Raw genomic sequence first — 26,349 nt, 5'->3', positions numbered from 1 at the left:
ACCATGATCGGGTCAACATGTACAGAAGGCCGGTCGGTCGGTGATTGGACCTCTCCTGATAGCATCACCTATTTGCAATTAACTCGACGGTAACAATTAACCGCCGGAGAACCGCTCCCGGGCATACTCTGAATGTGTGCTTTATTGCCAAACGTGGAAGTTTCGAGGTTGCCCATGATAGAGTGGGTATAGCGCTATTAAACAGAGATGGGCCATGCGGACACCGGACCAAGGCGACACAGGAGTTGATACAGGTAATGTCCGTGCATTCCTGGAGAGCTTGACCGGCCCGTCCCGCGGGACCGTAGTCTGGCTTGCCGACAACGCTGTGTCGGCCTCGGTCAGTCCGGACCGTACCTTGAGGCTGAGACCGAAAGAAGATGTGCCAGCTTATGACGAAGACATTGCGACTCTTCAGTGGTCAAATGACGGTTACACGTTAAACGCGTTGTCTGATCGGAATATCTGGGTCAACGGTCACAAGGTCGCTTCGGCTGACCTCAGGCACGGCGACATGATCGAATTCGGCGAAAAAGGCCCGATGTCCCGCTACAGGGTGTGCGACCACTCATTCCCTGCACATCGCACGGTCGAGGATATCCTAAGCGACGCGTACGCATATGCGAGAACAAGCCGTCAACCCTTTCCAAGAAAAATTTCCGGTGCACTGCGCGAAAGTGGGCGTCGGCTAACATCACAAACCACAATTCTCTTCAGGATCACCGTTATTGGCGCAATCCTTCTGATCGCCGTATTTGGGTATTTACTGTTTCAGAACGACAGGAAGCTGGCGGACAGCCTGGAACGAGAATCCCGTAAGATCGAAGCAGTTGCCGTTATGCTGGCACAGACCCGGGAAGACTCGTTGACGCCAGAGGATTTGGGTGCACTCAAAGACGCTTTCGAGAGTCAGGTGCTGTCCACTGAGCAGCGTCTTGGCACGCTGGAGGAACGCGCAGGCGCATCAACGCGGATTATCACAGCCTCTACGCGTTCCGTCGCGTTCGTCCAGGGCGCCTATGGATTGCGGCAGATCAAAAGCGGGAAATTGCTGCGGCATGTGGTTGGCCCCGATGGAGAGAAACTGCAAACGCCATTTGGACAACCGTGGCTCGAACCAGATGCGATGGGCGAGCCTGCTGAGTTTCAGTTTACCGGAACCGGGTTTCTTCTACAGGACCCGCCTCTGTTGGTGACCAACCGTCATGTCGCCTTGCCCTGGACCACTGGCGACCGTGCGCAAGCCCTTCAGGCCGCAGCGCTGGAGGCCGAGATGCTGAGTTTGCTGGTCTATTTGCCTGATCAAACTGTACCAATTAAGGCTGTCTTGCATAAAGCAAGCGAAACCGCAGATCTGGCGCTTCTCTCTATCGACGCCACACGCGTTCGGGGTCTTGGACTGTTACTTGCAGATGAGCCACCGCGAGCGGGAGAGGAAGTTTTCCTGCTTGGATATCCAACCGGCCTGAAGGCTCTTATCGCGCAGGCCGGTCCGGGCTTTCTGAAAACACTAGAGAATAAAGGCGCCGTGGATTTCTGGACAATTGCCACCCATCTTTCGGAACAAAATAAAATCCGCCCCCTGGCCAGCCGGGGAATCGTAGCCCAGACCAGTCCTGGCGCCATTGTTTATGATGCAGAGACCACAACTGGAGGAAGCGGGGGACCTGCGTTGAACCGAAACGGTAAGGTGGTTGCGATCAACGCCGCGATCTTACCCGAGTTTGGTGGTTCGAATATTGGCGTTCCGGTGTCGCACCTCAAGACACTTCTCAATGAAAGCGATTGATCCGCGTATTCATTCGCCTGTCCGATATGGTGAATTTTGCACAAGAAAAACCATAATCAGTGGGACTATGACAGAGATCAGGCCCACGGTAATCAGCAAATTCCCCAAGTGGCTATAGTCAGCGATGGATGCAACTGAACCGGTTCTGGGTTCGGTCACGACACGAGTCACGACAAATACCTGGTTTAGGTATTTCGTGCCCAAGCTACTTGCCGACAATGCCATGTTGGTGAAAGACGCCATGACAGCAAAAAAGGTCGCTTTGAGATGTGTCGGGGCGTTACGTGCGATCCAGGCCAGCATCGGGACCATCGCGATCTGACCCAGCGGTGACTCGACGGCTGTGTCGAGTATGGCGATGAATCTTGCATCCACAACCCCGCCTGTGTGCGCGGCCGTCCATTCATGCACTCCGTAGTACAAAGCAAGGTTAGGCAGGGCCAGCACTCCGGCGGCAATGGTGAGCAGTACCACCACCTGCGCGATGGAACGACTGGCCATAAACGGTCTGAGGATGATCAGGCCAAGCAGCGCTAGTAGTGAGGTCAGGAGCGCCAGAATTGCCAGAAACTGTTCGTCGAACCCAAGCTCGTCGATTTCGAACCAGGTCAATCCCGGACCAGGCAACGGGACCGCGCGAAAAACGAAAATGATTGTCGCCGTCCCGATCAGAACCTTGGCCTGTTTCGACTCCAGTTCCCTTAGCAGCCGTGACATGAGATAGAGAATGACCGTGAGCGAAACCGCAAAAACAGTCTCTTGCGCAAAGGCGAAATTTGCGGTTCCCAACACAACGCTGAGTACAACAAACGCGAGACCTCCCAGCAGTATTGGCCACCTTACTTCGGTGGCTTGATCCGGTTTGTGTGGAAGGTGCCCAAGACTAACGAGGCGACGCTGTATCAGAGCATGAAGAACCACTCCGCTGATCGACAGTAAGGGGACAACCAGAGCGACGAGATAGACCTGACCGTAGAGAACCAAACGATCGCTTTTCTCCAGATCCTCCGCACCCGAAAAAATCCAGATGTTAACCGCTGCGACTCCCGCAAACCCGGAAATGATCGCAATCCTGCCCAGGGTCTGCATGGTAGTGTGGCGGGCACGAACTTCTTCATGCGTAAACGCGAACCCATCTTGGTTGGTTTGTGGTACCGCTTCGACCGTCATGGCATCTGCCACGACGTCCTGAATGGCATAACCAGAAGGTGCCAGGATCAAGGCAACGACATACCAATGCTCAGGCAGCATGACCCCGGCCATCTGGGCAGGCGCGGACACAAGTCCATACATGATAAGCAACGAGGCCGTGATAAGAGACGCGCCAACCAATATCAGCAGCGATTTCCAACGCCAGAACAGATCCACCAGATGCCCAAGCGGCATTTTCAAAATCCAGGGCAATCCGGCCCAAAATGCCAAGCCCGCCACGAAAGCAGCAGATAGATTCAGATAGTCCTTGAGGAAAAACGCGCCAACGACGGATGTCAGTCCCGAAACTCCGGCCGCGAAGTACACCATTAACGGTGGCATGTAGGACCATTGTAATTGCGCGACCAGATCAACGAATGTCCGGTGCCACCAGTCAGAGAGCCGCCTTCCAAGTGTAGGTCGATCAGTGTTCATATGTCATTCGGATCCCGTTCTGGCGACCTAACGCCGTCGGATTTTCTCTCAAAGAAACCCGGCGCCAAAAAGCAGGGTGCTGGTCAGAACACCAAGGATTGGCACGACAAGAGGTACGTGGAAATGTTGTCGGGTTGAATCCGGTTTCAACTTCAAAAAGATCAGCGAGAAATTGACTAGCACAAACACCCCCAAGACGATCTGAGATGTGCGTTCTGCTAGGGTGCCGATCGGCAGTGTTTGGGTCAGTAGAAGGATTAGCGCCACAACCAGCAGGGTTGCGACGACTGGTGTCTGGGTTACCTGCGGGACACTCGCCAGTATTTTCGGCAGATGATCCCGGTCGGCAAGACCGTAGATTACCCGCGACGCCATTATCATCTGGATCAGGACGCCATTGACTGTTGCAACGACTGCGACTGCGGCAAACCCCTGTTTGATTACTTCGGGTGCATTTGAAAAAACCAAAGCAAGCGGGGCAGTCGACGTCGACAAGGTATCGATAGGAACAACAAGCAGGACCGTAATTGAGGTCGCCAGATACAGACCCGTCGCCAGAACGAGCGTCAGCAGAATTGCCTTAGGAATTGTGCGAACTGGGTCTTTTACTTCTTCGGCGACGTTTGCCATGTCCTCGAATCCAACAAAGGCAAAGAAAGCCAGAAGCGACGCCGCAAAAATGCCCCGCCAAGCGTTGATCTCAAAACCTGGAATCGTCTCGCTGAACGCATAGCCTTGCGGATCCTGCACGGACATGCCCCAGCCAATCACAAACAGAAGCCCCGAAATCTCGATGATCGTGATCACTGCCGCCACAAATACTGATTGCGCGATGCCCCAGAGTGCAATCAGTCCCATAACCGACACGATGCCGATCGTAAGCAACGTGGTGCCAAGGTTGGTCAGGGTGTGAAGATAGGAGGCCGCTCCAATCGCAACGGCCGAAGCCGATATCACTCCCGAAGCAGCGACGGCGAGACCCACCAACACGGCAATCCAGTTTCTTTGAAACCCAGCTTCGACGTATGCCGCTTCTCCCGCGCTTACGGGATAACGGGTTGCGAGTTCGGCGTACGACAAAGCCGTCAGCGAAACGACGAGCGCTGCAATGAGAAACGAAACAGCGGCGTAAGGACCAGCGACCTCGGCGGTGGCACCGACAAGCACATAGATTCCCGCACCAACGGTGACACCTAGTCCGTAAAGCGTAAGCAACGGGGCAGTAAGCGCGCGTCGGAGTTTAGGTGTCGGTGGATCGGCCGTATGCATTGGCTTCACTCCTCAATGAACAAACGCCTGTGTACCGAGCTACAGCGCGGTTAAGTACACCAGTCACTAACGAGGGGCTCGCCACCATTCATTCCGAGCCCCTGCGGTGGAATTTCCACGCTTTTGCAATTCCGCTTATCACCATGTTTGATTTGGATGCAGCCGATGAACGGCAATCCCGCTGAAACATTCATGCTTTACTATGTAATGTACCTTTTTGAATTGATCTATGTCATTGGTCGCCAAGAACCGACCAGCCAAGCGGAACCGACTGCAGTGTACTTACTTTCGTCGCAGTTTTTCCCAGCTGGTACTCAAAGGCTGAATATGAGCGAGATCAATGAAGCGTTCGCTCAATACCGCGTAGTCTAAACGCGAAATGCTGACGTTCGAGGAGGAACAAATGCCAGTTTATCGCGGACTTCTTTTGTCAATATTTGCTGCAAGTGCTGCACTGGCGCAGGATATTGACCTTCAAAACGGGCACAATCTCTACAGAACCTATTGCTGGCAATGCCATGGTTTCGAGGCCACTGGAGATGGTCCAATGGCGGAGATGCTGGCAATAAGGACGCCTGATCTGACCAGGCTTGCGGCCCAAAACGACGGTGTTTTTCCGATTGAGGAGGTGGCGCGTCAAATTGATGGTCGCGCACCATTGCTCGCGCATGGCGGAGAAATGCCCATTTTTGGACCAGCTTTGGATTCGGACCAAAAAGTTGCGCTGACCATGCCTGACGGCCAGCCAATGTTCGCAGGTGTGCCGTTGGCAAATGTGATTTATTATCTTGAGTCCATACAAATCGAGTAGGTTGGTACAAATGCTGCCATTAGATTGTAGAGGACCACTGCCCACGTTTGTTGACGCCGGTTGATCTACATTAAGGTTATTTTCTACGGGATTTGGTAACATTCAGCATTGGGAAGATGAGGAGGAATCTCCGATGCCTGAAGAGAAGCCAAAATCAAGTTACTCCAACCCACTTGTTGATGTTTTCAAGCAGATGCAGCCGACTACTACGGCCAATCCGTTTTTAGGCGCACAGCTTGAGCAATTCTGGGACACGCAGGAGAAATCACTGAAAGAGGCAGAGGCCTTTGCTCAACATTGGTTTGAGAGGCGCCACGAGGCTGTTCGAACCGCGCTAGAAGCTGCGCGCTCGGCGTCTGCTGCAGACCCGACTGATCCGGCGAAAGCACTGCAATCCATAGCAGAGTGGCAGAAGCATTCAGCCGAACGCCTCGTGGCTGACGCTCAGGAATGGTTCGAAACAGTTGCCCGATGTGCAGCATTTGCAGCGGAAACCGAAGCCGAAGCTGTGGAAAAAACAATAGATGATGTTGCAAGCACAGCAAAGAAAGCGGGTAAGTCTTCGAAATCCGAACCGGTTTAGAGTGCCGTATCACCGCGGAGGCCGGAATGATCGTAGCTGGAGCAATCGAAGGTGACTAACATGTATAAGAACATTCTGATTCCAGTCGCGCTGGACAACGATCACGATACACAGGCCTCATTTGAAGCTGCTCGTTTGCTGGCGAGTGCCGATGCGGAATTCACAGTGCTCCATGTGCAGGAGCCGATCCCTGCATATGTGGCATCCCAGATACCTGAGGAAGTTCTGGCAAACACGCGAAAAGAGCTTCAGGAGGGCTTACATCGGAACGCTGCAGAGCTACCGGGGGCGAAACCGCGGCTTATCTCGGGGAGCGCTGGCCGAGCGATCGTTGATTTCGCAAATGAAAATGGCATCGATTGCATCGTGCTGGCCTCACACAAGCCGGGGATCGAGAACATTTTTATTGGGTCGACTGCGAACCGGGTCGTTCACCACGCCAATTGTTCTGTCCACGTGATCCGCTGAGTCGTTTTGAGGCAGGTGTCCAAGTCGAATGCTGGATGCCCAGCATGGGACACAAAGACGACGGAGTGAAATTGGCGTTGCGAGCACGCGCAGCGTGAAAATCGTATTCACGCTATGGGCTCTCAGCAGACATTCGAGAGTTCACAATGAGGAGCGCCGATGTCTGCTATACGGGACAAACCAGACATTAAACAATCAATGCCCAATGTCTGGTTCTCGGTATTTGCGTCACTCGCGCCCTGAGGTGTCCCACCAATGCGCTTGCATGAACTGAGGGATCGCCATCGTCGTGCCGTTCAAGCACTCGACCGTTCCGGCTGTCAGCTCAAGGGCCATCCTTGCTTCATGCGCCGTCAACAGATCAGGATAAGGCGTCTGTTTGTCAGTTGGGGCAAGACCATACCGGGGGTAGAAGTCGGGGACGCCCAGCACGAACACAGCATCCGTTCCAATGGACTTCAGGTGTTCGATACTGGTTTCCATCAGCTCCTTGCCGACTCCATGGCCTTGATACACCGGCGACACGCCGCAAGGTGCGAGCAGGTAGCATTTTGTGTCCGGATGGTCCTGGAAGACGAACGGCGTAAACAGCAAGTTGCCTGCAATCTGCCCGTCCCGTTTGACACTGATCGAGATCGTGTCCGGGTGGCTGAGGAAGTCCTTGGCGAGTTGAGCGGTTACTTCGCCCTTTGTTTCTCCAAACGCCAGTCTGTGAACTTCCAGGATGGCATCGCTTTCTGCGTGTTTCTTGGTTCTTTCCAATCTTTGGTTTTTTCGCGCACCCATCTCCCCCGCAACACGGGAGGCTCTGTTTCAGGTTCGCGAAGCAAATTTGCGTTGTCTGGTCTATTGAAAGCCTGGCTCTACACTTGTTCGTTCGGATGCCCCCACATGAGAGGCGCAGCATATGGGCCAGTCACACTGGATGTGGATTCCTCGATGCCGTCCAATGCCCTCGGAGTAAGTTCACGCGCGCACCAGCACTCAAGCGGCGCCTGCGTTCTTACAGGCGGCAATGGTTCCGTCGCAAACTTTGTCCTTACCTGTCAGGTCGAGTGCATTTCTGGTAGCGCGCACTAGAACATGACAGGAGCAGGCCGTGACGATCTCATTTAAGGGCGCACATTTTCGAAAGACGTCATCTTGCACGCGGTCTTCTTCTACCTGCGCTACGTTGTTTCATACCGGGATTTGGAAGAAATCATGGCGGAACGTGGCGTTGATCTGGATCACGCAACGCTGAACCGCTGGGTTAGTCGATACGCAGGCCTCATTGCTGAAGCAGCGCGGTACAGAAAGCGTCCCACAGACCGTTCGTGGCGCATGGATGAAACCTATGTGAAAGTGAAAGGCGAATGGGTTTATCTTTACCGAGCGATCGACAAACACGGCAAGACACTGGATTTCATGTTGTCTGAGCGCCGGAATAAAGCCGCTGCGACGAAGTTCTTCGCCCCCGCGCTTGAGGTGAACGGATTGCCACGCAAGATCGTCATCGACAAAAGTGGTGCCAATACAGCTGGCATCAAAGCGATCAACAAGATGCTCAAGAGCTTTGGTTGTCCGATCCCAATCGATATGGTCAGGCGGAAATACCTCAACAACATCATTGAACAGGATCACCGATTTATCAAACGAAGGATCAGACCCATGCTGGGATTCAAATCCTTCGCTTCAGCCGCATCTGTCCTGCCAGGCATAGAACTGGTCAACATGATCCGCAAAGGTCAATTCACGCCCGGACTCCGTCCGTTTCAGCAGTTCATCCAACTGGCGGGATAAACTGCTCGCCAAATCCACTGATGCTTTGCCATCTAAAAAGTTTGCGGCAGAACCTCCGGTAGTTGACTGCCTATGGTCGTTGCAAAAGTTTGCGACACATCCCTAGCGAGCACCTCCAAAGGATCTTGAATTCACAATGATCATTTATTCCACATTTTGATCATTACCTTGACAGTAGTAGAACTCGCCTCTGCGAACCAATCCAGTCAGCTCTTTGATTTGTTTGGCGACGAGATCGATCTATCCCGGTCTCGTCAAAGGGCTAGCCCAGATGGTTGCCAATCTGGTCGATCAGTTTTTGAGCCTCATCAACTGAAATTTCCCGCCCGCGTATCCTGAGGCGGAGTTCCCCAGATGTCACCTCGGCCTGAATTGTGCCGCCTGTGGGAAGGACAACCGGTGTCAATCGTTGCACCTGCTGCGGGCGCCCGCCGCGCGATTTAGCTTTTTCCGCGTCCGGCACGCCCTTGATCGCAGCTTCAAGCAGACCCCATTCGGATTTGCAATCCAACGGGCCGGCGCCAGCCAATGCCTGACGCAATCTGGTTTGTGCCCCGTCCCGCAATGCCGATGCAAGCTTGAGCCCGGCCTTTTCTGACAACGACACGGGATGCTGCAGCAAATCCCCCAACGCTTCATGCACCATAGCAAAGCTACGGACCTTGGACCGTTTGGCTTTGGACGCTGCGGCAAAAAGCACATCGACAGCGGCCTCGGTTGAAGCAAAAACCCCCTGCCCTGCCGCCAGAACCGCGACGCGCCCGCGTTCATAAGGGCTGAGGTTTGAGCGCAACTCATTCTCTTCCACCATCGAGACGTAAGCGCCCTGCCCTGTTCCAGCCTCACGAACAAATGCAGGAATCTTGGTGAACCGAGCATCACTTTGGGACAGCCGCTTGAAGGCCTCCAGGCGCCGATAGCCCGAGATCAGGCCAAAACTGTCACCGACCCGGCTCACCTCGATTGGCGTTCTCAAGCCGTGAACGCGCAACGATTCCAACAGTTCCGCCATGGCTTCTTCGTCTTCAACCATCCGGTCACGGCGGATAAAATCAGGATCAATCTGATCCAGCGGTATTTTTTCCGCAATCAAACCGGCGGTCTGTGCATCGCGCCATCGAGCTGCATCACCTTGGTCCTGGGCCAAAGCGACCCTGTCTGTCACGGACGCCATGCCACCCAAAGTGGCGGCCTCCGCCGCAACCTGAGCTATTGGAGGTGCTGACGAGCTTACTTCAAACGGGCTGATCGACGGTTTCGCGGCGAAACCCGCTTCAAGCTGTTCGAGCTCTGTTGTATCCGGTGCGGTCAGTCTTCTGCGTTTAGCCATCTGCTTCTCCTCCCATCTGAGCGTCGCGCCACCAGCAACCGATCAGAACCTCTTTGAATTCTGCGTAAGTCCGGTCAAATGTTTCCCGACCCCGAACATATGTGTCGCGGTTAAAATCACGGTAGTCGGCTTCGTAGATCCCATTCACCTGCTCACCAGCCTGCCCGACCAAAGCAGTATAGTCCTGCCGGTAGGCATTCATGAAATCCCCGAAATAGGCCTGAATTACGTTCGCCATGTCTGTTTGCTGACTGGCATCAAACCGGGTGATGATTGCGCGTACAACATCCCATTCGAACTTGAGCTCAGGCAAGCCAGCTGCGCGTTGTGCCGTGTTTTCACCATCCTCGATACTGGCGAAGGTCGTATAGAGCATGTCAAAGAACCGACCCGTTGAATCAAACTCCAGAAACGAAGCTCCAAGCGGAACCAGAAGGATATCTGCAGCAGCCAGTGCATTGATCGTAAGGTACCCAAGTGCAGGAGGCGTATCGAGAAAGACGATGTCATAATCGTTGAGGATACCTTCATCCTCGAGGAAATTGGTCAGGCCGTCCCACAAAGGCCAACTTCTCAGCCCCATCCTCCACACTGGGATCTGGAACTCGGCCCAGTAAAGGTTCAACTGCGCGCCTATCAGATCAATATTTGGCCAATGGGTGTTCTGAATTACATCGCCAGGGGTCGTTTTAAGCGCTTCTTGCAAGGTCTCATCCAATGGAATTTCAGGTTGACCTGCCGCATTGCGCACGCGGTTTTCCTCGTGTACCGCCCTAGCATAGTCCTTTGCGATCAAGGGGAACACAGTTTGCCATTCATCTGCGACGGACCCGCCAAGGATCGACGTCATGGATCCTTGGCTGTCGAGGTCGATTACCAGAACTTTGTACCCGTCCAAGGCGGCGGACATGGCCAGATGGGCGGCGGTCGAGGTTTTTCCAACACCGCCTTTGAAATTTGCAACGGAAACAACCTTTGCCGGAAGCCCTTCAGGCCGGTAGGGAAGATACTCCTTCGTGCTGACGCCTTCAGCCGCAAAATGCTGGCGCAAGCTCAGGACCTCTTCCAAAGTGAACCATTTTGAACCAGCTTCTCCTTCGCCTTGAGGAAGATCAGGATTTGCTTTGAGGACACGGCGGAGATGCGCAGGTGCAACCGGAATTAGGTACTTAGTTATTTCCCAGATTGAAAACCTACGTAGCCGCTTTTCCCCATCAGGGGCATAACCTCGGCGGGCAAGATCCTCACGGCCTTTGGCGCAGAATGCCGCTGCTTTTGCGAATCGAGAGGTGCCTATAGGATCAGGTAACTTCCCGGCCGCTGTTGCGGGATCAAGATTCAGATATGGCGGTAGCGGAGGTTGGTTTGATTTGTTCACTGTCGTTGCCTCAGAGGATGTTCGCCTTAGCGGCGTATATTTAGGAATGTAGCGAACATTATCTTCTAAAGCTATCCTGCTATCGGAAGTTTTCCACAGTTTTTGCGCGCAAGGCTGGGTTTCGCCACGAAACTCTAGAAAAATGATAGAACACGCCAACAAAGAGTTTATTTTTTATAGAGTCTTTAAGAGATTTAGATTAAGAATATGATAATTATAACAACAAGTTAGACCACATTAGGGACCCATTTACAGTTCCTGGGGTATCCGATTCCGGGATCAAAGGTGCCCAGATACGGGACCAAAGGAACCATTCGACAGGAACAAGGGCACCGATTCGCAGGGACGTGGATCTTCGACGCTATTAGACACTTACAAAGCCGTTTCCAGTACGTTCGATCCTGTCTGAGTCGTTCTTATGACGGGCTCGCGATGATAGGTCTGGGGATAAGTTTAGGTATATCTGTTTAGGGTACCCGTTTTCGGGATGAGCCTGATCCTGTATTTGGGCACCTAATAGAAGTTGATTGATAGGTACCTTTCATGGCAGAAATACAAAAAAGAGCAGTCAGGCAGAATCATGCCGGAAACACAAATAGACATGGATCACCTATCCGGAGCCTTGCGAAGGGAAACGGTGAAAAAGAACGTCGCCGCGATTCACATCAGCGGTAAGTTGACATTGCTTCAGCGAAAGCTGTCGAATGTCCTGCTTCTCAATGCCTATGATGCGCTGACATCTGCACAGACCCATACCATCGATGCACGAACTCTGGCGATGATGGTTGGCTATAACTCGAACGATTTTGATACCTTGCGTGCAAGCCTGCGCGCCCTGGCCGAGACTGTCGCTGAATGGGACATGTTGGATGAGCAGGGGCGTCAGGAATGGGGTGTTTCCTCTCTGCTGAGTTTTGCCAAGCTCAAGAATGGTGTTTGTGAATACGCCTACTCACCGGCGCTGGCGCAGAAGCTGTATGATCCCAAAATCTATGCGCTGATCAACGTTCAGATTCAGCGCAACTTTAGTTCTGGGCACGGATTGGCACTGTATGAAAACTGCTATCGCTTTGTGCGCATCGGGTCGACAGGTTGGTTGGCCTTGGACGTTTTTCGAAAGCTCATGGGGGTAGATGGCAGCGACTATTATACCAGCTTCAAACATCTCAACGCCAAGATCATCAAACCGGCGGTTGCCGAGGTGAACAAAAGCTCGGACATTCTGATCGAACCCGAGTTCCAAAAGAAAGGCCGGACGGTCACCGATATTCGCTTTCGGATTAAGGGAAACCCGCAAAAGGCGATGTTCGAAATTGATGACAGTGACGGTGCTCGGAATATGCAGGTGTACACGAAGCTACGTGATCAAGGGGTCTCGGATCGTTTGGCCCGACAGTGGATTTCCGAACATGGTGAAGACTACGTCGCGCAGAAACTTGATTACGTAAGGCAAAAGGGCGGAGTGAAATCCACATTGGGCTATCTGTCGGCTGCATTGCGCGATGACTATCAGCCACCTGAACCGGAACAGCCAGCGAAGCCCAGCCCCGAAGCACTGGAAGAAGCGCAGGCGAGGCAGGCCCAAGTGGCGGTTGAAGACAAAGCCTATGCCGAACGGGTAGCCGAGCGGGAGGAGCGGGCGCGGAAACTCTCGATCGTAGAAGAGCTGGTTTCGCGGCGAAACCCGACACAGAGGGACGCAGATAAAAGACTGTTTCTTGCCGGTCTAGACAACGACCTGGACCGCGAGCATTTCCGAGCGCATGCGTGGCGCTCGGGGCTGAACGCAACCGCAATCTTCGAATTCTGGCAAGAGCTAGAGCCAGACGCTTTCGACTGATCGCGGTAAGGGCAGGGGGGTGCATACCCTTTAGCAGATTATTGTTTCTTGAACGCAGATTTCAGCGCATCTGCAAGTGCCCCCTGCTGCGCATTATTGCCGTTTTTTGCGCGTTGTGTTTCTTTTTGTTTTGTATGGCTTTGCCGCGATTGGTCGCTGCTTTGAACGCGCTTTTGCCGGGTTTCAATGCCACCATCCTTGCGCATCGTCAGACCGATGCGTTTTCGCGGCGCATCCACCTCGACGACCCGTACCTTAACTACCTGGCCGGTTTTGACGACATCATGGGGATCTTTGACAAACCGATCTGCCAGTTGGCTGATATGCACCAACCCGTCCTGATGAACACCGATATCAACAAAAGCGCCGAATGCCGCGACATTGGTTACTGTGCCCTCCAGGGTCATTCCAGGTTTCAAATCACTGATCTCTTCCACGCCATCAGCGAACGAGGCTGTTTTGAAATCTGGCCGGGGATCACGACCGGGTTTTTCAAGCTCGGAGAATATGTCCTGAACCGTGGGCAGGCCAAAACTGTCGTTAACAAACTGTTCGGCGCGCAGGCCGTTCAGGGCCCCTTCATTCCCCATGATTTGCCGAATGTCCCGCCCACATGCGGCAACAACGCGCCGGGCCACGGAATAAGCTTCGGGGTGGACCGAGGACGCATCAAGGGGCTCGGCCCCATCGCGTATCCGCAGAAAGCCTGCGCATTGTTCGAATGCGCGGGGGCCAAGGCGCGCAACCTTCAGTAGCTCTGCACGAGATTGAAAGGCACCATTCATGTCGCGGTGCAACACGATGGATTCTGCCAGCCCCGGGCCTAACCCGGACACATGCGACAGCAATGGGGCAGAAGCAGTATTCAGATCAACCCCAACGGCGTTCACAACGTCTTCGATGACAGATGCCAGTGATTGCGAAAGCTTAAATTGATCGACATCGTGCTGATATTGCCCGACCCCAATGGATTTTGGTTCGATCTTCACCAGCTCGGCCAGAGGGTCTTGCAAGCGACGGGCGATTGAAACCGCTCCGCGAAGGGAAACGTCCAGATCCGGGAACTCTCGGGCGGCCAGTTCGGATGCGGAATAGACCGATGCTCCGGCTTCCGAGACCACGACTTTGGTGGGAGGAGTGACGGTTTTGGGCAAATCTCTGAGCGTGTCGCCGACCAGCTTTTCGGTTTCGCGGCTGGCTGTTCCGTTGCCGATTGCAACAAGCTCAATGCCGTGCTGGGCGATCAGGCGCAGGATTGTGGCCTGTGCGCCTCGAAGGTCATTCTTGGGTTGGAACGGGTAAATTGTTTCAGTTGCAACCACTTTGCCAGTTGCATCGACAACCGCTGCTTTGACACCTGTTCGTATTCCAGGGTCCAGCCCCAAGGTTGGGCGGGCGCCAGCTGGCGCAGAGAAAAGTAAATCTTTGAGATTGCGAGAGAAAACAGAAATCGCCTCGTCCTGGGCACGGCTGCGGAGGTCGGCCATCAGGTCAACCATCATCGTCAGCGAGAGCTTTACCCTCCAGGTCCAACCGGCCACCTTGCGTAACCAAGTATCGGCAGTTGAATCCGTGCGGGTTAGCAGATGTGATGCGACGATCGCTTCCGCCCGAGCAGCGCCGGTCTCGGGGTCCGGCGCGATGTCCAATGTCACGATGCCCTCTTTTGACGCGCGAAGCATCGCCAAAGCCCGATGAGACGGCGTTTTGGCCCACAGCTCGGAATGGTCGAAATAGTCGCTGAATTTCGCGCCATCCTGTTGTTTGCCATCAATCACCTTCGAGGTCAGCAGCGCCTCGCGCTGCATGAAGCTGCGCAGTTCGCCTAACAGGGTGGCGTTTTCGGTTAGTCGTTCGGTGACAATGTCGCGGGCACCGTTCAGGGCATCCTTGCTGGTCGGAACAGCCTCGGACAGGTAGGATTGGGCAAGGGTATCGGGATCGACAGACCGGTCTGCAAGAATTGCGTCAGCCAGAGGTTCCAACCCGTTCTCGCGTGCGATCATTGCCTTGGTGCGCCGCTTGGGTTTGTAGGGAAGGTAGATGTCTTCCAGCTGTGCTTTGGTGTCAGCCAGCGCAATGGATTTTGCAAGATCATCTGTCAGCTTGCCTTGATCCTTGATCGAATTCAGGATGGTTGTGCGCCGGGCGTCCAATTCGCGCAGATAGGTCAGGCGTTCTGACAGGGTGCGCAGTTGGGTATCGTCCAAACCGCCTGTCGCTTCTTTGCGGTAGCGCGCAACAAAGGGCACAGTCGCGCCTTCGTCCAGCAATTTTACTGCGGCCCCTACCTGATCGGGTCGGGCGTTGATCTCGGTGGCGATGGTGCGGGCGATGCGGTCCAATGGGGCCTCCTGACAGTCGTTCGGAGAGACTTCTTAGCCAGCTGCTTTGCTGAGGGGAAGGGGGCTAAATCTGTTGGGCCAACTCTTGCAGATCGTCATAGAGGGTTTTGGCAATCTCTACATATCCGCGTTCCGTGTTACGGGCCCGGGCGGCAAACCGGCGTTGTGATGGTAGGCGCGCGCCCTGATCGGTGATGTCAGCGAACAGGCGTTCTGCCCTTGCATCGTTCGGGTCTATTCGGCCACCGCTGAAATGCCCCGGATCGAAGGCCAGAAGGATTTCACCATGATAGGGGGCGCCGCCTGAGTTGCCGGCAAACTCCATGCTTTCCAGGCTGGTCAGGTCGTCGATCAGCGGACCGGCCAAGAGTTCGATCATGATGGACAGGGCCGAACCCTTGTAGCTGCCGAAGGTCAACATCGCACCCTCCATCGCAGCCTGCGGGTCGTTGGTTGGGTTGCCGTCCTTATCGATTGCTACGCCATCGGGTAGGGGCTTGCCTGCGCGGCGATAGAGTTCGATTTCGCCACGGGCAAAGGCGCTTGTTGCGAAGTCAAAGGTGAAGGGATCCTTGCCCTGTCGCGGCCAGCTGAATGCCAGCGGGTTGGTGCCCAACGAACCGCGGGTGCCGCCGGCTGGGGCAACCCAGGAATGGCTTGGTACCATCGCCATCGCCGCAAGGCCGGCAGCAGATAGCCGCTCCACTTCGGGCCAGAGCGCAGAGAAATGAAAACAGCGATTGATGGCCATGGCTGCAATACCAAGGGTTCGGGTTTTCTCGATCAGAATTGGAAGTGCCTCATGAAATGCCAGCAGGGACATACCTCCGCGAGCATCGACCCGAACGATGGCGTTATCCGATTGGGTAATGGCTGGCGCGACATTTCCGTCAATCTTGCCTGCCTTCATGGTGTCATTGCACATGAACAGTCGGAACAGGCCGTGCGACTGGCAATCATCAATTTGACAGGTGACCAGCATATCCGCGATGGCCGCTGCATGGTCCGGCCCGTATCCGGATCCGGACAGAATGGTCAGGCTTAGGTTTCGTATCTCATCCAGTGTCAGCTTGACCGCTTCGCTCATCTGCCATGTCTCCCATTGCGTTGGCAGAAGAAGGCATAGCTTGGTCTGGCTGGCAAGGAGAACCCTTTGCAATTTGCCACTCATTTATGGTTAATGCCGTATTGGATTGGTCTAATAATGCAATATGTGAATAAGTTAACAGAAGTTCCCAGACCTTTTGTACTCAATCGAAAGTTGTGGTGGCGGCTCAGCGACTCAAGTTGATTTTTCAGATCAGCAGAGGTCGCACTCTGCGTGGCGCCCTACAAAATTTTCAGAAGTTTTTTGGATGGGGAATTTTATGCATAGTCCTTATGATCGTGACCGAGTGATCTGCTTGGAGTTTACACCGCGCCTTTTGTCCGAATTTCGCAGCATAGTTGAAAGGTCTATGGGATACCGCGTGTCGAACGATGCAGAAAGCACAGGCATTTCTCGCCATGAAAAAGCAATCGTTGTACGTCAGTGCCTGAAGCGTTTTGTGCCGGCCAATGCCCCAAAACCTGCCGGGTCGCATAAGCGCCAGCACAGTTTTGCACTGATCAACCTGGGTTTGTCGACGGCGCGTGCCGAAGTATATTCGCAAGGATACAGCGACTATATTGCCTATCCATTTGTCACCAGCGAAATCCAGCACAGATTCAGTGCGGCGCGAGCATTGATGAAACAGAATGTCTCTGCCGAGTACTTTTCAAAAGATACGTTGGTCAATGCTGCTTGTAATTTCCTTTCTACCGAGCCCGAATTTACAGGCGGCATTGACGCCTTGGCGCAAGTGGTCGGGTCAAACCGGAACACCTTGTCCAAGCGGTTCAAGGAAGAGTTCGGCGTTGGCCCCATGGCTTGGTTTCGGCGCTACAGGTTGAACTATGCAGCGGCCCTGGTTCTTGAGGGGCAGCACAGCATTCAGGACATCGCCTTCAAGGTTGGCTACGAGGATGCGAATAACTTTTCGACCGCGTTCAAACGGGAATTCGACGTCTCGCCGTCAGAGTATCGGCGCTATCGCAATTCGATGAACTAAGCATCACCCAAAACACGTCCTGGATGAGCATGCTCCTGCGCGCGCGAGGCTGGCCAAAGTGTGCACCGGTTACCGCGGGCAGGGGTCTAACAGTGCAAAGATCAAAGGAAATGATGATTCCTGCAAAGATCGAATTACAGAGTTCTCAGCTAGCATTGATTCACGATTTCGTCGTTCTCGACAAGAACCGCTAATGGAAGGAATCTGAAATTGGTTACCGAAAATATTCAACTCAGATTGGTCAATCACTCGGATGATGCCAATAATTCATCGATCGTTATTTTCCAGCAAAACGTGGCCGAAGATTTCGGCGAACTCGCTATCGCGTGGAAAGTCATCAAAAACCTGGGGCGTCTGGATTATCACCCCTTCAAATACCCGCTGAAGTTTCAGGTTTCGGCCTCGGACAGCTATGGGAACTATACGCCGCAGATGACGGCCTATGACGGTCAGGCCTACGAAATGGTCAAAGACACCAGCGGGGATATCTTGCGCCTGGCCAAGACCCCGGCAACGTCGCCGAATGAGGTCGAGCTGCGCAACAACCTGACCATGGGATCGATCAACGCGAATATCTATCGCGAAGGCAAACTTCTGGCCGCCAAGACCAACCTTGCGCCGGGGCAGAAGGGCGTCTTTCAGTTCCACCCGACCATCTATATCGGCGTGGTGTCGCAGATCGAAGAGGGCCAGGTCATGGACTCGGCGATCATCAGTCAGATCAACACCGAGATCAATCTGTTCGGCATCCAAAGCGCTGATATCGTGATGTCGGGCGGCGGGCCTGGCAAAAACTCTACCCCCTTTGATTTCCAGCTGGCAAACATCAATGCGTAAACGCGCCCTGCGGCGGATTACTAGCCGCAGGATGCACACCGCTTGACGGAGCTATGGAAAGAGGAGGTGTGTCATGACCAAAACTGCCGACACAACAATCGCCCTAAAACGAAAACGGTCTGAGGGCGACGAAGACAGCGATCAGAAGGCTGCCGCTGATACCCCGACGCCGGTAAAGCCCGCGAATCCCAAAAAGCCGGATTCGAAACCCAAGGATGACGCGGACAAGAAAGACAGTTTGAAGCCCATTAAACAGGTTTGGCAATCTGGCGATTTCCATAAGACCGGGCGCAACAAGCCCCCCTATAACGGGCTTCAGATTTCGGTCCAGTACAAGGTGGACGATGCCGGGAAATTTGAGGACGTAACCGTCACCTTCACTGACTACACATATTCTAAGGACGGGGTTTCATCCAAAATTCAGGCTCTTGCGGTCAGTGATGGCTGGGTTGAAGTTCCCAAACCGGCCAAACCCAAGTCCAGCAGTGATACCAAAGCGTCAACGTCCAAGGGCGATAAGGGAAAAACAGATTTCACAGTGGTCGGCCACGTCAAAATCAGTGGCGAGCCGGATGGAAAGTTCTTGAGGTTGCGTCTGAAATCCGGCCTGGAGCCGGGGTTTCAACAGCTTGGTTTTATCATGAGGCTGTCGCCGCCGCCGTCGAGTTCATAACACAGATTCGTCAGGGTGGCGCGATGACAACCCAACTCGTATTTGAGAACCGATCATTAAACCCCAATGTGCGCAGGGTTGGCCTGTTCTGGGACTGTTTGGATCACGACCAGCACATCAGGCCATTAACCTGGCAGGTTGTTCTGCAATGCCCGTATCGCTGGTACCGAAGCTTTCAGATTGATCTGACCCTGTCGGTCAGGTTCGTCACCTGCGAGGGCAATATCTCGCCCGATGTTCTGGTGGATCGCAAAGTTGTCTGTGGCGAGGCAACGATCGAACCCCGGCGCAAAGGCGACGGGATTGACCTGACCATCACGGTTCCAAAAGGGCATCGGTTGCACAAGGTGCAGGTCGTGCGCTGCGGCTTTCCCCTGACCGAAACCCGCCTGCCTTTGCAGGGAGAATGCGTGCTCCGGGCTCCGGACCGGCTGAACTTTGCGGCCGATATGACAACGCGGCAGGGTTTTCGGATCGACCGCCGGGAAATTGGTCCGGGTGTGGCCAGTTTTGATCTGCACCAGGTCCAGGCAATGCGCGTCGCCATGTACGGCGGCACGCCGGGTCCGAATTCCGATCCGATCAATTTTGTTGGTTACGACATTCAATATTCATGACGCCCCAAGCGGGCGAAACTTTGGAGGAGTGAATTGATGGCTTACAGACGTACATCCGGAATCCTGACCAACGGCGGTGCTGATCCCAAGCTTGAAGCGGACTATATCGTTGCCGCCGCCATCGTAGGTCATTCGATCGAACAGATCCGAGCCAATGTCGATGTGCAGTTTTCAATGGAACCTTCTGACGAGATGCCCAGGTCCGACAAATGGTCCCGCGAATGGGATCAGCTTCAGCAAGCCGCCCAGAAAATCGGACAGCTGGCCGCTTTGGAAATCGACATGCAGGGTCATTCTGTTAGGGCAGGGACGGCCGTCGATCATAAAACCGGCGCTGTGATCGTTGGGGTTTATGGTTTGGCCGGGCATGAGCCTCCGACCGAGGGCGATATCCGCCACCCCGAACACCACCTCAGTGACAAGGGGCAGGTGCTATATGATGAGATCAAGCAAAGGGATCGCGACCCCGCTTATCAGTATATCGGGCTGGGGGCCTATACCGGGTTTGTCGATAACGGAAATGTCGAAGGCGACACCGATCCGGTCGGTCCGATGCCAAGCGCGCGGTTCCATATCCCTGATCTGGATGCGGGCGATCATGACGACAATATTTTCGAGGGATGGTACCCTCGGTGGTTGCCGCCCGAGGATTCTGCCCTGTGGAACCCGCGCGTTCGTCGCGATACCCATGACCATGACTGCGTTGGTTGGGGCATCATTGGCGGCGATCTGGCGCAGGATGCTCCGAAGGAAGGGGAACCCGATCACGGGGCGACAAACCGGTCGGACCAGATCACCAATATTATGCGCTTTGATCAGGGTATGAATTTCGTCGATGAAAGCGGGGACGAAGGCGTTAAGGGCTATACCCACGGTATGATCCAGGCGATCTACAAGGCCTATCATCTGGGCCCGCATTGCACGCCTTATGAAATTACGGTTGGTGACTGTACCACCAAGCTGGCCTCGTGTTTTGGCTGTACGATGTTCATGACCGCCAATGGCTATCCGCCCACCTCGACCCATCTGGGGCGCGCCGAAAGCTGGGTGCCACTTTACGAGCCCTACAAGCCGTCGACCTCACCTAAAGCCGAGCGGATCGTGATCAACGACCTGAACGCCAGCTTTGCTGCCTATTGCGACAAGGTTCTGCGTACTGGGATGCGCGCGCTGAGCGTCGACAATATCGCGGATGCCTATGACCACTGCCCGGCTGCGCTGGAGCATGTTCTGGGCGGGCATTATTCTGCGGATAACCGGGTTGCGGTCTCTCTGTTTCTGGATGCCCTGACTGTTCATGACCGCGAGCTGAGCCGCGTCCGTCGCGTATTGGGTTTGGACTAAGTCACCAACAGCCCGAATTAACATATCGGAGGAGAAGACACATGGCCTTTCAGGTTTATGCACTCGTACATACCCGCTCTGGTCGGTTTCTGATGTTTCGTCGACCTATCCTGACCTTTTTCCAGCGCGGAAATGGGGGGCAAATTTTCCCCGAAGGTCAGAAACTGCATGGCGGCGGGCGCTATGCTCTGCCATACGCTCAGGTTGATCCTGAAATCGCGATTGAGCTTTGGGAGGATGATAATTTCATTGCCGAAGCCGGCCAGCAAATTCTGATTGATTGTTGCGGTGCGCTGATCGAGTTCCTTCCCCCAGAAGCGGCAGACAAGGGGCCTGTGTCAATCGAGGGCGAGCATGAGATATTGCTCGCCCCGGCGACCGAAGTCGTGACCCGTTTCGATGAAGATGGCACGCGATCCGCAGTTTATTTCGCCGAAGTGTCCGACGCGGATCTGGACCGCATTCGCGACTATATGGTTGAGGTGTTGGCCGAGGCTCGCGCGGCGATGTTGGCCGTGATTCAGGACAACCTGTATGAATACACCGAGATCGAGGCATTCTTTCCGCACGCGCCTTTTGACAATATCCATACCGGTGTTGATGTCTGGCAACTGGATATCGAGCGTCTGGAAATCAGTGGCCTGAAATCCAGCAAGCTGACTAAGGGTTCACTGCAGGCGATCAGCGAGCTTGAGGTCGTGTTGGCGGTGGAAGACGCTTAACGGGCATGACCAGCCAGGACCCCAAACTCATTTGGATGGATGCGCCGTTCGAGGATCTGCGTAACCAGTTGGTGGCCAATTTCGAAACCCATCCGCATGGTGCCGATCCCCCGGAATTCGTGACCGTCCAGTTCTTTTTCACCAAGACACCGGGCAAGGCAGTGCGCGGCCCTGTTCTGAGGTATAAGGAAAGAACGCCGCTGAATGTGCTGTTCGAAACCGGTGAGCGGTTGACCGGTACCCTGACCTGGCAAAGCGGATTGAGTACGCCGTTGTCTCAGCAGGTCCTTGGGGCTTTGGCTCTGCAAGAACCCGAGACCGGTCGTGTCTGGCGCTTTCAGGGTTTTATGTCTGAATTTGGCAAGCCAAGCCATATTCCATCGCCCGATTCCGGAGCAGGGGGCGGGGCCGATGATGGTGGGAACTCTGGCACCGGGCAAAACGGTTCAGGTGGACATGACGGGCATGACCCAGATCAGCCAAACCACACTCACGGCGGTGATGGTGATAATCCATTTAGCGATGACCCGGATTCTGACGGGCTGAGCCCGGTCACTCAGGGCGCTAACCTGCGCTGGGATGAGCTGTTCCCCTTCATCTATATGAAACATTGGCCGTCGATAGCGCCGGGCGCGCTGGATGCGGGTTTCATGGAGGTTCCGCAAAAGATCCTGGCGAACAGCGTGTTCCTGCAAAGCCTTGTTTCAAAATCCGGGGACAGGTCAGGGCAGGAGGCTTTGGCGGTTACTTACGTGGATCCAAGCTCGAACACCGACAATACACCAGGTGGGAATAGTTCGCCCCATCCGGCATCGGTTGCGGGGCAATCCGGCAAGGCTCAGCCTGCGGCCGAACCGGGCAAACCCAAAGGGTTCATCTCCTCGATTGAAACGCTTGGCCCGCCATTCAGTTCTTACCCTGAACTGTGGCCGGCTCTGAGAGAGCTGCCGGAATTTTCGCTGGCCCAGATCACAGATCTGATCAAGGCCCGTCTGGGCGGATGGGCAGCATTCAAGGTTCTGGCAAATGCACCGGATGCGCAAAAGGAACTGGCCCGCATCTGGGAAAGCATCGTTGCGCTGAACCTTTTGGCTGGCTGGCAAAAAGACGAACTTGCAGTTCTGATTCAGGTGTTGACTACCCATCACGTTCTGACCCGTGCGCTGGCTGCAACCGAAGGAGGGCAGGCCAGCTTGATGACCGATCCGGTCACCGGACGACAGATCAAAGCTTGGATGCATGCGACGCTGGTTTTGCCTGGCTCCATATTCGAGCCGAAAAAACCTGCGCCGGTTGCAGCAAAGGATACAGATCATCAGATCCCTCTGAAATTGACAAAGCCCGGCTGGGTGCGCGCCTATTCATACGGGCTTGCCCGTTCGATCCGGTATCAGCCGCTTGGGTATGAATTGGGCGACGTGCAGCGTATCGAAAATGTCCTGCGCGGTGAAATGCGCGAGACGCGAAACCGGAGATTGCAGCGCCGCGAAAGCCATGAGGCACATTCCGATGTGACCACCAAAATTGCCCGGCGGGACGAGGATACCTCGGTTTCGGACCTGATCAATCAGGTGCAAAAGACGTTGGCCGACCATGTCTCGACCACGCATGTCAACTCTTACGACACCCAGTACGGAATGCCGACAGATGGCAATAAGATGAGTGTTACTGGGAATTGGTGGGTGCAAGAGCAGCCAGCCGGAGGCTTCGCGAAAAACGACCTGAAATTTGCCCGCGACATCGTCGAGAAAACGGTGCGAAACCTGTCACGCGAAATGCGCCATACGCGCGAGTTATCCGAAGTTGAAGAAACCGAATACTCGGATGTGACGCGCTTTGACAATCGGCGGAACGGCACGGATATCCGCGGCATCTATCGTTGGGTGAACAGAAGCTTTCGCTTGCGCACGAAAAGTCTGGGCGAGGTTTTGATTTTTGAGATCATGGTCCCCAGCCCGGGTGAGAACCTTGTCCGGCATATTCGCCGGTCCTGGCAGCTTGATCTGCGCCCACCGAAATCTCCAGGCGAGTTTGGGATAAGCGGATTTCAGGATTTGACCGATGAGACTGGCAAGACAGACGATGGCAAGATATTTTATCTCGATGCGTTTCAGGAATTTGGCGTGGAAGAGACCCGTATGGCCCCGCCATTCAAGCTTGTGGTCAGCCAAACGGTGCAAAGCCATACGCCAGTGGCCGAAGGCGCCGTCCTGATCCCCAGAGGCTTTGAGCCCATCAAAGCAACAGCAACGGTGATGAGTGTCGGAACTCCCGCAGAAACCCATGTCATCGTGGGCTCGGTCGCCCTGCAACCGCAGCAAGCGGGGGACAAATCCGCCCCGCCCGGTTCAAACGGCCATGCGGACAAGTCACCGCAGCCACTGCGCCTGCCTGTCAGCCAAGCCTCGGGCGCGCAGGTGCTGAGCGCCCAGCTGGATAAAGGGTTCGGAACCGGAACCTCTCCGGCGGATGAAGGCCATCCGCTTGGGTTCACCATTCTGTGCAGCCTCAAGCAAACCGCAGCCACACAATCGTCCGAGCCCAACTCTCCGCCGGATATGCCGGTTCCCGATCCTGCACCAATGCATTTGCAAACCGAATTGACCGGTTTCTTTGCGGCAACTCTTGAAGTGACGTGCCAACGGTCGGCGCAGACTTATTCCGATTGGCAATTCGAAACCTATAGGCTGATCAAGGAAGCGTATGCGCGGCAGCTAGAGGGTTACCGTCGCAAACTGGAACAACAGGTGGCTGCGATTGAGGCTCAGAACCCTGCGTTCCTGAACAAGGCGATGACGACGGAAATCCTGTCCGCGGCCCAGGAGCAAATCTTGACCCTCAGCGGGTCCGAGAAGGATGCCGTGGCCCCGGATTATGCCAAGCCGCGTATCAGGCACTATTTGCAACAAACGGTCGGGTGGTCCGACATCGCCACATTCATGGATATCGAGGACGAAGTCAGCGATCTGACAGGCGACCCCGCGGATCTTGCCCTGCGCGAGACCGTACCCGACCTGCGGTTCCGGGATTTTCTGCGCGCTGACCGTGTGCGCATTCTGGCGCCGGTCGACAGAAAGCACGCGCGCAGTTTCCTGTATTTCCTGCGCACCGGCCGGATCTGGCCGGATGCAGATCATCTTGCCCCTTGCCTGCCCGAAGACGCCGAAATTGTGGCCCGGATTAAATCGGAACATACACAAGACGATGAAGGCAATGCGCAATCCTGGACGGTTCAGGTGCCCACGCATATGTGCATGCTGAGTGCGGATAGTGATCTGCCAGGTCAGACGGATTCAGAATGAGACCGCCAGGCTTTCCGACCCCGCCCCGACCAAACGCCCCCGGCGGACCGCTTGAACCACAACAAGGCTGGGGCCCGTCTCCGGGCCGGGTATTGGGAATGCCGGTTGGCGCGGTGATCGCTTTTTCCGGGGAGCTTCTGGGACAATCCAAAAAGCTGGCGGGCGGGACCACTGATCTGCAACATTATGGCTGGAAGGTTTGCGACGGCTCACCTCTGTTGATTTCCGCTTATCCGGAATTGTTTGCCGCCATCGGATATCTGTTTGGTAAAGGCAAGGACGGAGAGTTTCGACTGCCTGATTACCAGGGCTATTTTCTGCGCGGCGTCGACCCCGGCGGGAAAGTCGATAAGGATCAGGACCAGAGGTACCGAACCGACAAAAAGAACCAGAAATATGACAGGGTAGGGTCGCTGCAACTGTCTGCGCTCCAGCAACACCAACATGTGCTGGAACAAAGCGACAGCACGGTATCAAACGGAGTGTTAGGCCCGGAACCGGTTATCGCCCCCACACCCCAATCCAATTCGGGCAACGTCGTTAAAGGGTCGGCCCTGACCAGCGAGACCGAGACCCGCGCAATCAACATCTCGGTCTATTGGCTTATCAAATGTCGGTCGGATGCGGTGTTATGACAGATAGAAAAGGCCGATCTGATGGCATGTAGGCTGGGCAAAATTGTAAGGTCGTTTCGCAAACCATCAGGACAGATTCTCAAGGCGGCGCCAGATAAGGCGCAGGCAAAAGGAATAGATGTCAGTGATCATCAGCGGGATATCAACTGGCCGCAAGTCGCAGCCTCGGGTGTTTCTTTTGCGCTGATAAAGGCGACCGAAAGCGTCAGCATCAAGGATACCTATTTTCAGCCAAATGTACTGGGCGCGAATGAGGTGGGTATCCTGTGCGGCGCCTATCACCTGCTTCACGTCAGCCACCCGGCCAAGCCACAGGTCACGAATTTTGTCGATGCAGTGCAGGCTGTTCATTCGAAAGGCCCGGTTGGAAAATCCGGCCTTCTGCACCTGCCATTTACACTCGATCTTGAAGGCGTCCCGACGGCACAGGGGGCCGCCTATCGAAGCCTCGCGCTGGAATGGCTTACCAGCGTTCAGAGGGCTTTCGGAACGGTGCCGATGGTATATGCCAATCTGAACACCTGGGAGACCGAGCTGACCTCGGGTTTCGGGAACTACCCGGTCTGGCTGGCAGAATACGCAGCCAGACCCGCACCCAATGCGCCGCAATGGGAGTTTTGGCAGCATTCTACGAACGAGCGAGTGTCCGGTATTGCCCCAGAGGTTGATTTGGACGTGTATTGCGGATCGGTTCAGCAACTGAAGGCGCAGTACGGGGTGCAAAGTCGAAACTTATAATTGTCACAGTTCGATTCACCAAAATGTTCAGTTGCTAACTTGGGAATACCCAAAAAACGGTAGTGCAACTCCGCAAAGAATTTGAGTGATCCCGTTGAGCAGCCTCATCTGACTGGTTCAATTTGATTGTTAGTGCATCATTGGCCTGTGATCCATTGAGATGATGGTTT

22 protein-coding genes and 1 pseudogene are annotated in these 26,349 nt (G+C 54.7%); 16 read left to right on the top strand and 7 right to left on the bottom strand.

Going from position 1 to position 26,349, the window contains the following annotated elements:
- Positions 1-214: 214 nt before the first annotated feature.
- On the top strand, positions 215-1,789 hold the full coding sequence (locus AC2FIZ_RS17695) for a trypsin-like peptidase domain-containing protein (RefSeq protein ID WP_281995025.1): 1,575 nt from the start codon (positions 215-217) through the stop codon (positions 1,787-1,789).
- A 9-nt stretch (positions 1,790-1,798) separates the two neighbouring features.
- On the opposite strand, the gene AC2FIZ_RS17690 is transcribed toward AC2FIZ_RS17695, so the two are convergent.
- Together AC2FIZ_RS17690 and AC2FIZ_RS17685 are read right to left on the bottom strand one after the other, a co-directional pair.
- Positions 1,799-3,415, bottom strand: a complete 1,617-nt coding sequence (locus AC2FIZ_RS17690) for an MFS transporter (RefSeq protein WP_281995024.1) — start codon at positions 3,413-3,415, stop codon at positions 1,799-1,801.
- 48 nt (positions 3,416-3,463) lie between these two features.
- Positions 3,464-4,684, bottom strand: a complete 1,221-nt coding sequence (locus AC2FIZ_RS17685; protein ID WP_281973017.1) for an APC family permease — start codon at positions 4,682-4,684, stop codon at positions 3,464-3,466.
- A gap of 165 nt (positions 4,685-4,849) precedes the next feature.
- Here AC2FIZ_RS17685 and AC2FIZ_RS17680 point away from each other — a divergent pair, with 165 nt between their 5' ends.
- The 4 genes from AC2FIZ_RS17680 to AC2FIZ_RS17665 all read left to right on the top strand — a co-directional run bounded on the left by AC2FIZ_RS17680 (position 4,850) and on the right by AC2FIZ_RS17665 (position 6,546).
- Positions 4,850-5,056: a hypothetical protein gene (locus tag AC2FIZ_RS17680; protein WP_282021709.1), complete on the top strand. Its 207-nt coding sequence runs from the start codon at positions 4,850-4,852 to the stop codon at positions 5,054-5,056.
- Between the two features lie 31 nt (positions 5,057-5,087).
- Positions 5,088-5,495 carry a c-type cytochrome gene (locus tag AC2FIZ_RS17675; RefSeq protein ID WP_142636019.1) on the top strand — a complete coding sequence of 136 codons (408 nt, stop codon included), beginning with the start codon at positions 5,088-5,090 and terminating at the stop codon, positions 5,493-5,495.
- Between the two features lie 133 nt (positions 5,496-5,628).
- Positions 5,629-6,078: a phasin family protein gene (locus AC2FIZ_RS17670; RefSeq protein ID WP_271952496.1), complete on the top strand. Its 450-nt coding sequence runs from the start codon at positions 5,629-5,631 to the stop codon at positions 6,076-6,078.
- 60 nt (positions 6,079-6,138) lie between these two features.
- Entirely contained in the window at positions 6,139-6,546 is a 408-nt protein-coding gene (locus tag AC2FIZ_RS17665; RefSeq protein WP_271952494.1) for a universal stress protein, read from the top strand.
- 228 nt (positions 6,547-6,774) lie between these two features.
- Here AC2FIZ_RS17665 and AC2FIZ_RS17660 read toward each other — a convergent pair whose 3' ends face one another.
- Positions 6,775-7,308, bottom strand: coding sequence for a GNAT family N-acetyltransferase (locus AC2FIZ_RS17660; protein WP_496791415.1), 534 nt, complete (start codon positions 7,306-7,308; stop codon positions 6,775-6,777).
- A gap of 337 nt (positions 7,309-7,645) precedes the next feature.
- Here AC2FIZ_RS17660 and AC2FIZ_RS17655 point away from each other — a divergent pair.
- A pseudogene (locus tag AC2FIZ_RS17655) lies at positions 7,646-8,328 on the top strand (IS6 family transposase).
- Positions 8,329-8,590: 262 nt separating this feature from the next.
- Here the strand turns inward: AC2FIZ_RS17655 and AC2FIZ_RS17650 are convergent.
- Both AC2FIZ_RS17650 and AC2FIZ_RS17645 read right to left on the bottom strand, forming a co-directional pair.
- A complete protein-coding gene (locus AC2FIZ_RS17650) occupies positions 8,591-9,658 on the bottom strand; it encodes a ParB/RepB/Spo0J family partition protein (RefSeq protein WP_281995022.1) in 1,068 nt (355 codons plus the stop codon).
- Positions 9,651-11,036, bottom strand: coding sequence for an AAA family ATPase (locus AC2FIZ_RS17645; RefSeq protein ID WP_281995020.1), 1,386 nt, complete (start codon positions 11,034-11,036; stop codon positions 9,651-9,653). The genes AC2FIZ_RS17650 and AC2FIZ_RS17645 overlap by 8 nt, the downstream gene beginning before the upstream one ends.
- Positions 11,037-11,616: 580 nt before the next feature.
- On the opposite strand from AC2FIZ_RS17645, the gene AC2FIZ_RS17640 reads away from it, so the two are divergent.
- Complete coding sequence (locus AC2FIZ_RS17640; protein ID WP_281995019.1) at positions 11,617-12,876, top strand: replication initiation protein; 1,260 nt, start codon at positions 11,617-11,619, stop codon at positions 12,874-12,876.
- Positions 12,877-12,914: 38 nt separating this feature from the next.
- Here the strand turns inward: AC2FIZ_RS17640 and AC2FIZ_RS17635 are convergent, their stop codons facing one another.
- Together AC2FIZ_RS17635 and AC2FIZ_RS17630 are read right to left on the bottom strand one after the other, a co-directional pair.
- A complete protein-coding gene (locus AC2FIZ_RS17635; protein ID WP_281995018.1) occupies positions 12,915-15,221 on the bottom strand; it encodes a Tex family protein in 2,307 nt (768 codons plus the stop codon).
- 64 nt (positions 15,222-15,285) lie between these two features.
- Complete coding sequence (locus tag AC2FIZ_RS17630) at positions 15,286-16,308, bottom strand: Ldh family oxidoreductase (protein WP_271952485.1); 1,023 nt, start codon at positions 16,306-16,308, stop codon at positions 15,286-15,288.
- 382 nt (positions 16,309-16,690) lie between these two features.
- Between AC2FIZ_RS17630 and AC2FIZ_RS17625 the strand changes: the two genes are divergently transcribed.
- From AC2FIZ_RS17625 to AC2FIZ_RS17585, 9 genes are all read left to right on the top strand, one after another.
- Positions 16,691-17,311, top strand: a complete 621-nt coding sequence (locus AC2FIZ_RS17625; RefSeq protein ID WP_282027158.1) for a helix-turn-helix transcriptional regulator — start codon at positions 16,691-16,693, stop codon at positions 17,309-17,311.
- Between the two features lie 210 nt (positions 17,312-17,521).
- Positions 17,522-18,148, top strand: coding sequence for a hypothetical protein (locus AC2FIZ_RS17620; RefSeq protein WP_142640307.1), 627 nt, complete (start codon positions 17,522-17,524; stop codon positions 18,146-18,148).
- Between the two features lie 73 nt (positions 18,149-18,221).
- On the top strand, positions 18,222-18,821 hold the full coding sequence (locus AC2FIZ_RS17615; RefSeq protein WP_271952480.1) for a hypothetical protein: 600 nt from the start codon (positions 18,222-18,224) through the stop codon (positions 18,819-18,821).
- A gap of 23 nt (positions 18,822-18,844) precedes the next feature.
- Positions 18,845-19,438: a hypothetical protein gene (locus AC2FIZ_RS17610; RefSeq protein WP_281973906.1), complete on the top strand. Its 594-nt coding sequence runs from the start codon at positions 18,845-18,847 to the stop codon at positions 19,436-19,438.
- Between the two features lie 36 nt (positions 19,439-19,474).
- Positions 19,475-20,782: a hypothetical protein gene (locus tag AC2FIZ_RS17605; protein ID WP_271952476.1), complete on the top strand. Its 1,308-nt coding sequence runs from the start codon at positions 19,475-19,477 to the stop codon at positions 20,780-20,782.
- A gap of 41 nt (positions 20,783-20,823) precedes the next feature.
- The gene (locus AC2FIZ_RS17600; RefSeq protein WP_271952474.1) at positions 20,824-21,504 is read left to right on the top strand and encodes a hypothetical protein; all 681 of its coding nucleotides are present in this window, start codon (positions 20,824-20,826) and stop codon (positions 21,502-21,504) included.
- Positions 21,505-21,509: 5 nt separating this feature from the next.
- Complete coding sequence (locus tag AC2FIZ_RS17595; protein WP_496791413.1) at positions 21,510-24,806, top strand: hypothetical protein; 3,297 nt, start codon at positions 21,510-21,512, stop codon at positions 24,804-24,806.
- A complete protein-coding gene (locus AC2FIZ_RS17590; protein WP_281973909.1) occupies positions 24,803-25,441 on the top strand; it encodes a tail fiber protein in 639 nt (212 codons plus the stop codon). The genes AC2FIZ_RS17595 and AC2FIZ_RS17590 overlap by 4 nt, the downstream gene beginning before the upstream one ends.
- A gap of 21 nt (positions 25,442-25,462) precedes the next feature.
- Entirely contained in the window at positions 25,463-26,179 is a 717-nt protein-coding gene (locus AC2FIZ_RS17585; RefSeq protein WP_496791412.1) for a glycoside hydrolase family 25 protein, read from the top strand.
- Positions 26,180-26,349: the final 170 nt, after the last annotated feature.

The sequence above is a fragment of the Ruegeria sp. CDSB022 genome (genome assembly GCF_059611145.1).
This window is presented reverse-complemented; position numbering and strand designations above follow the sequence as displayed.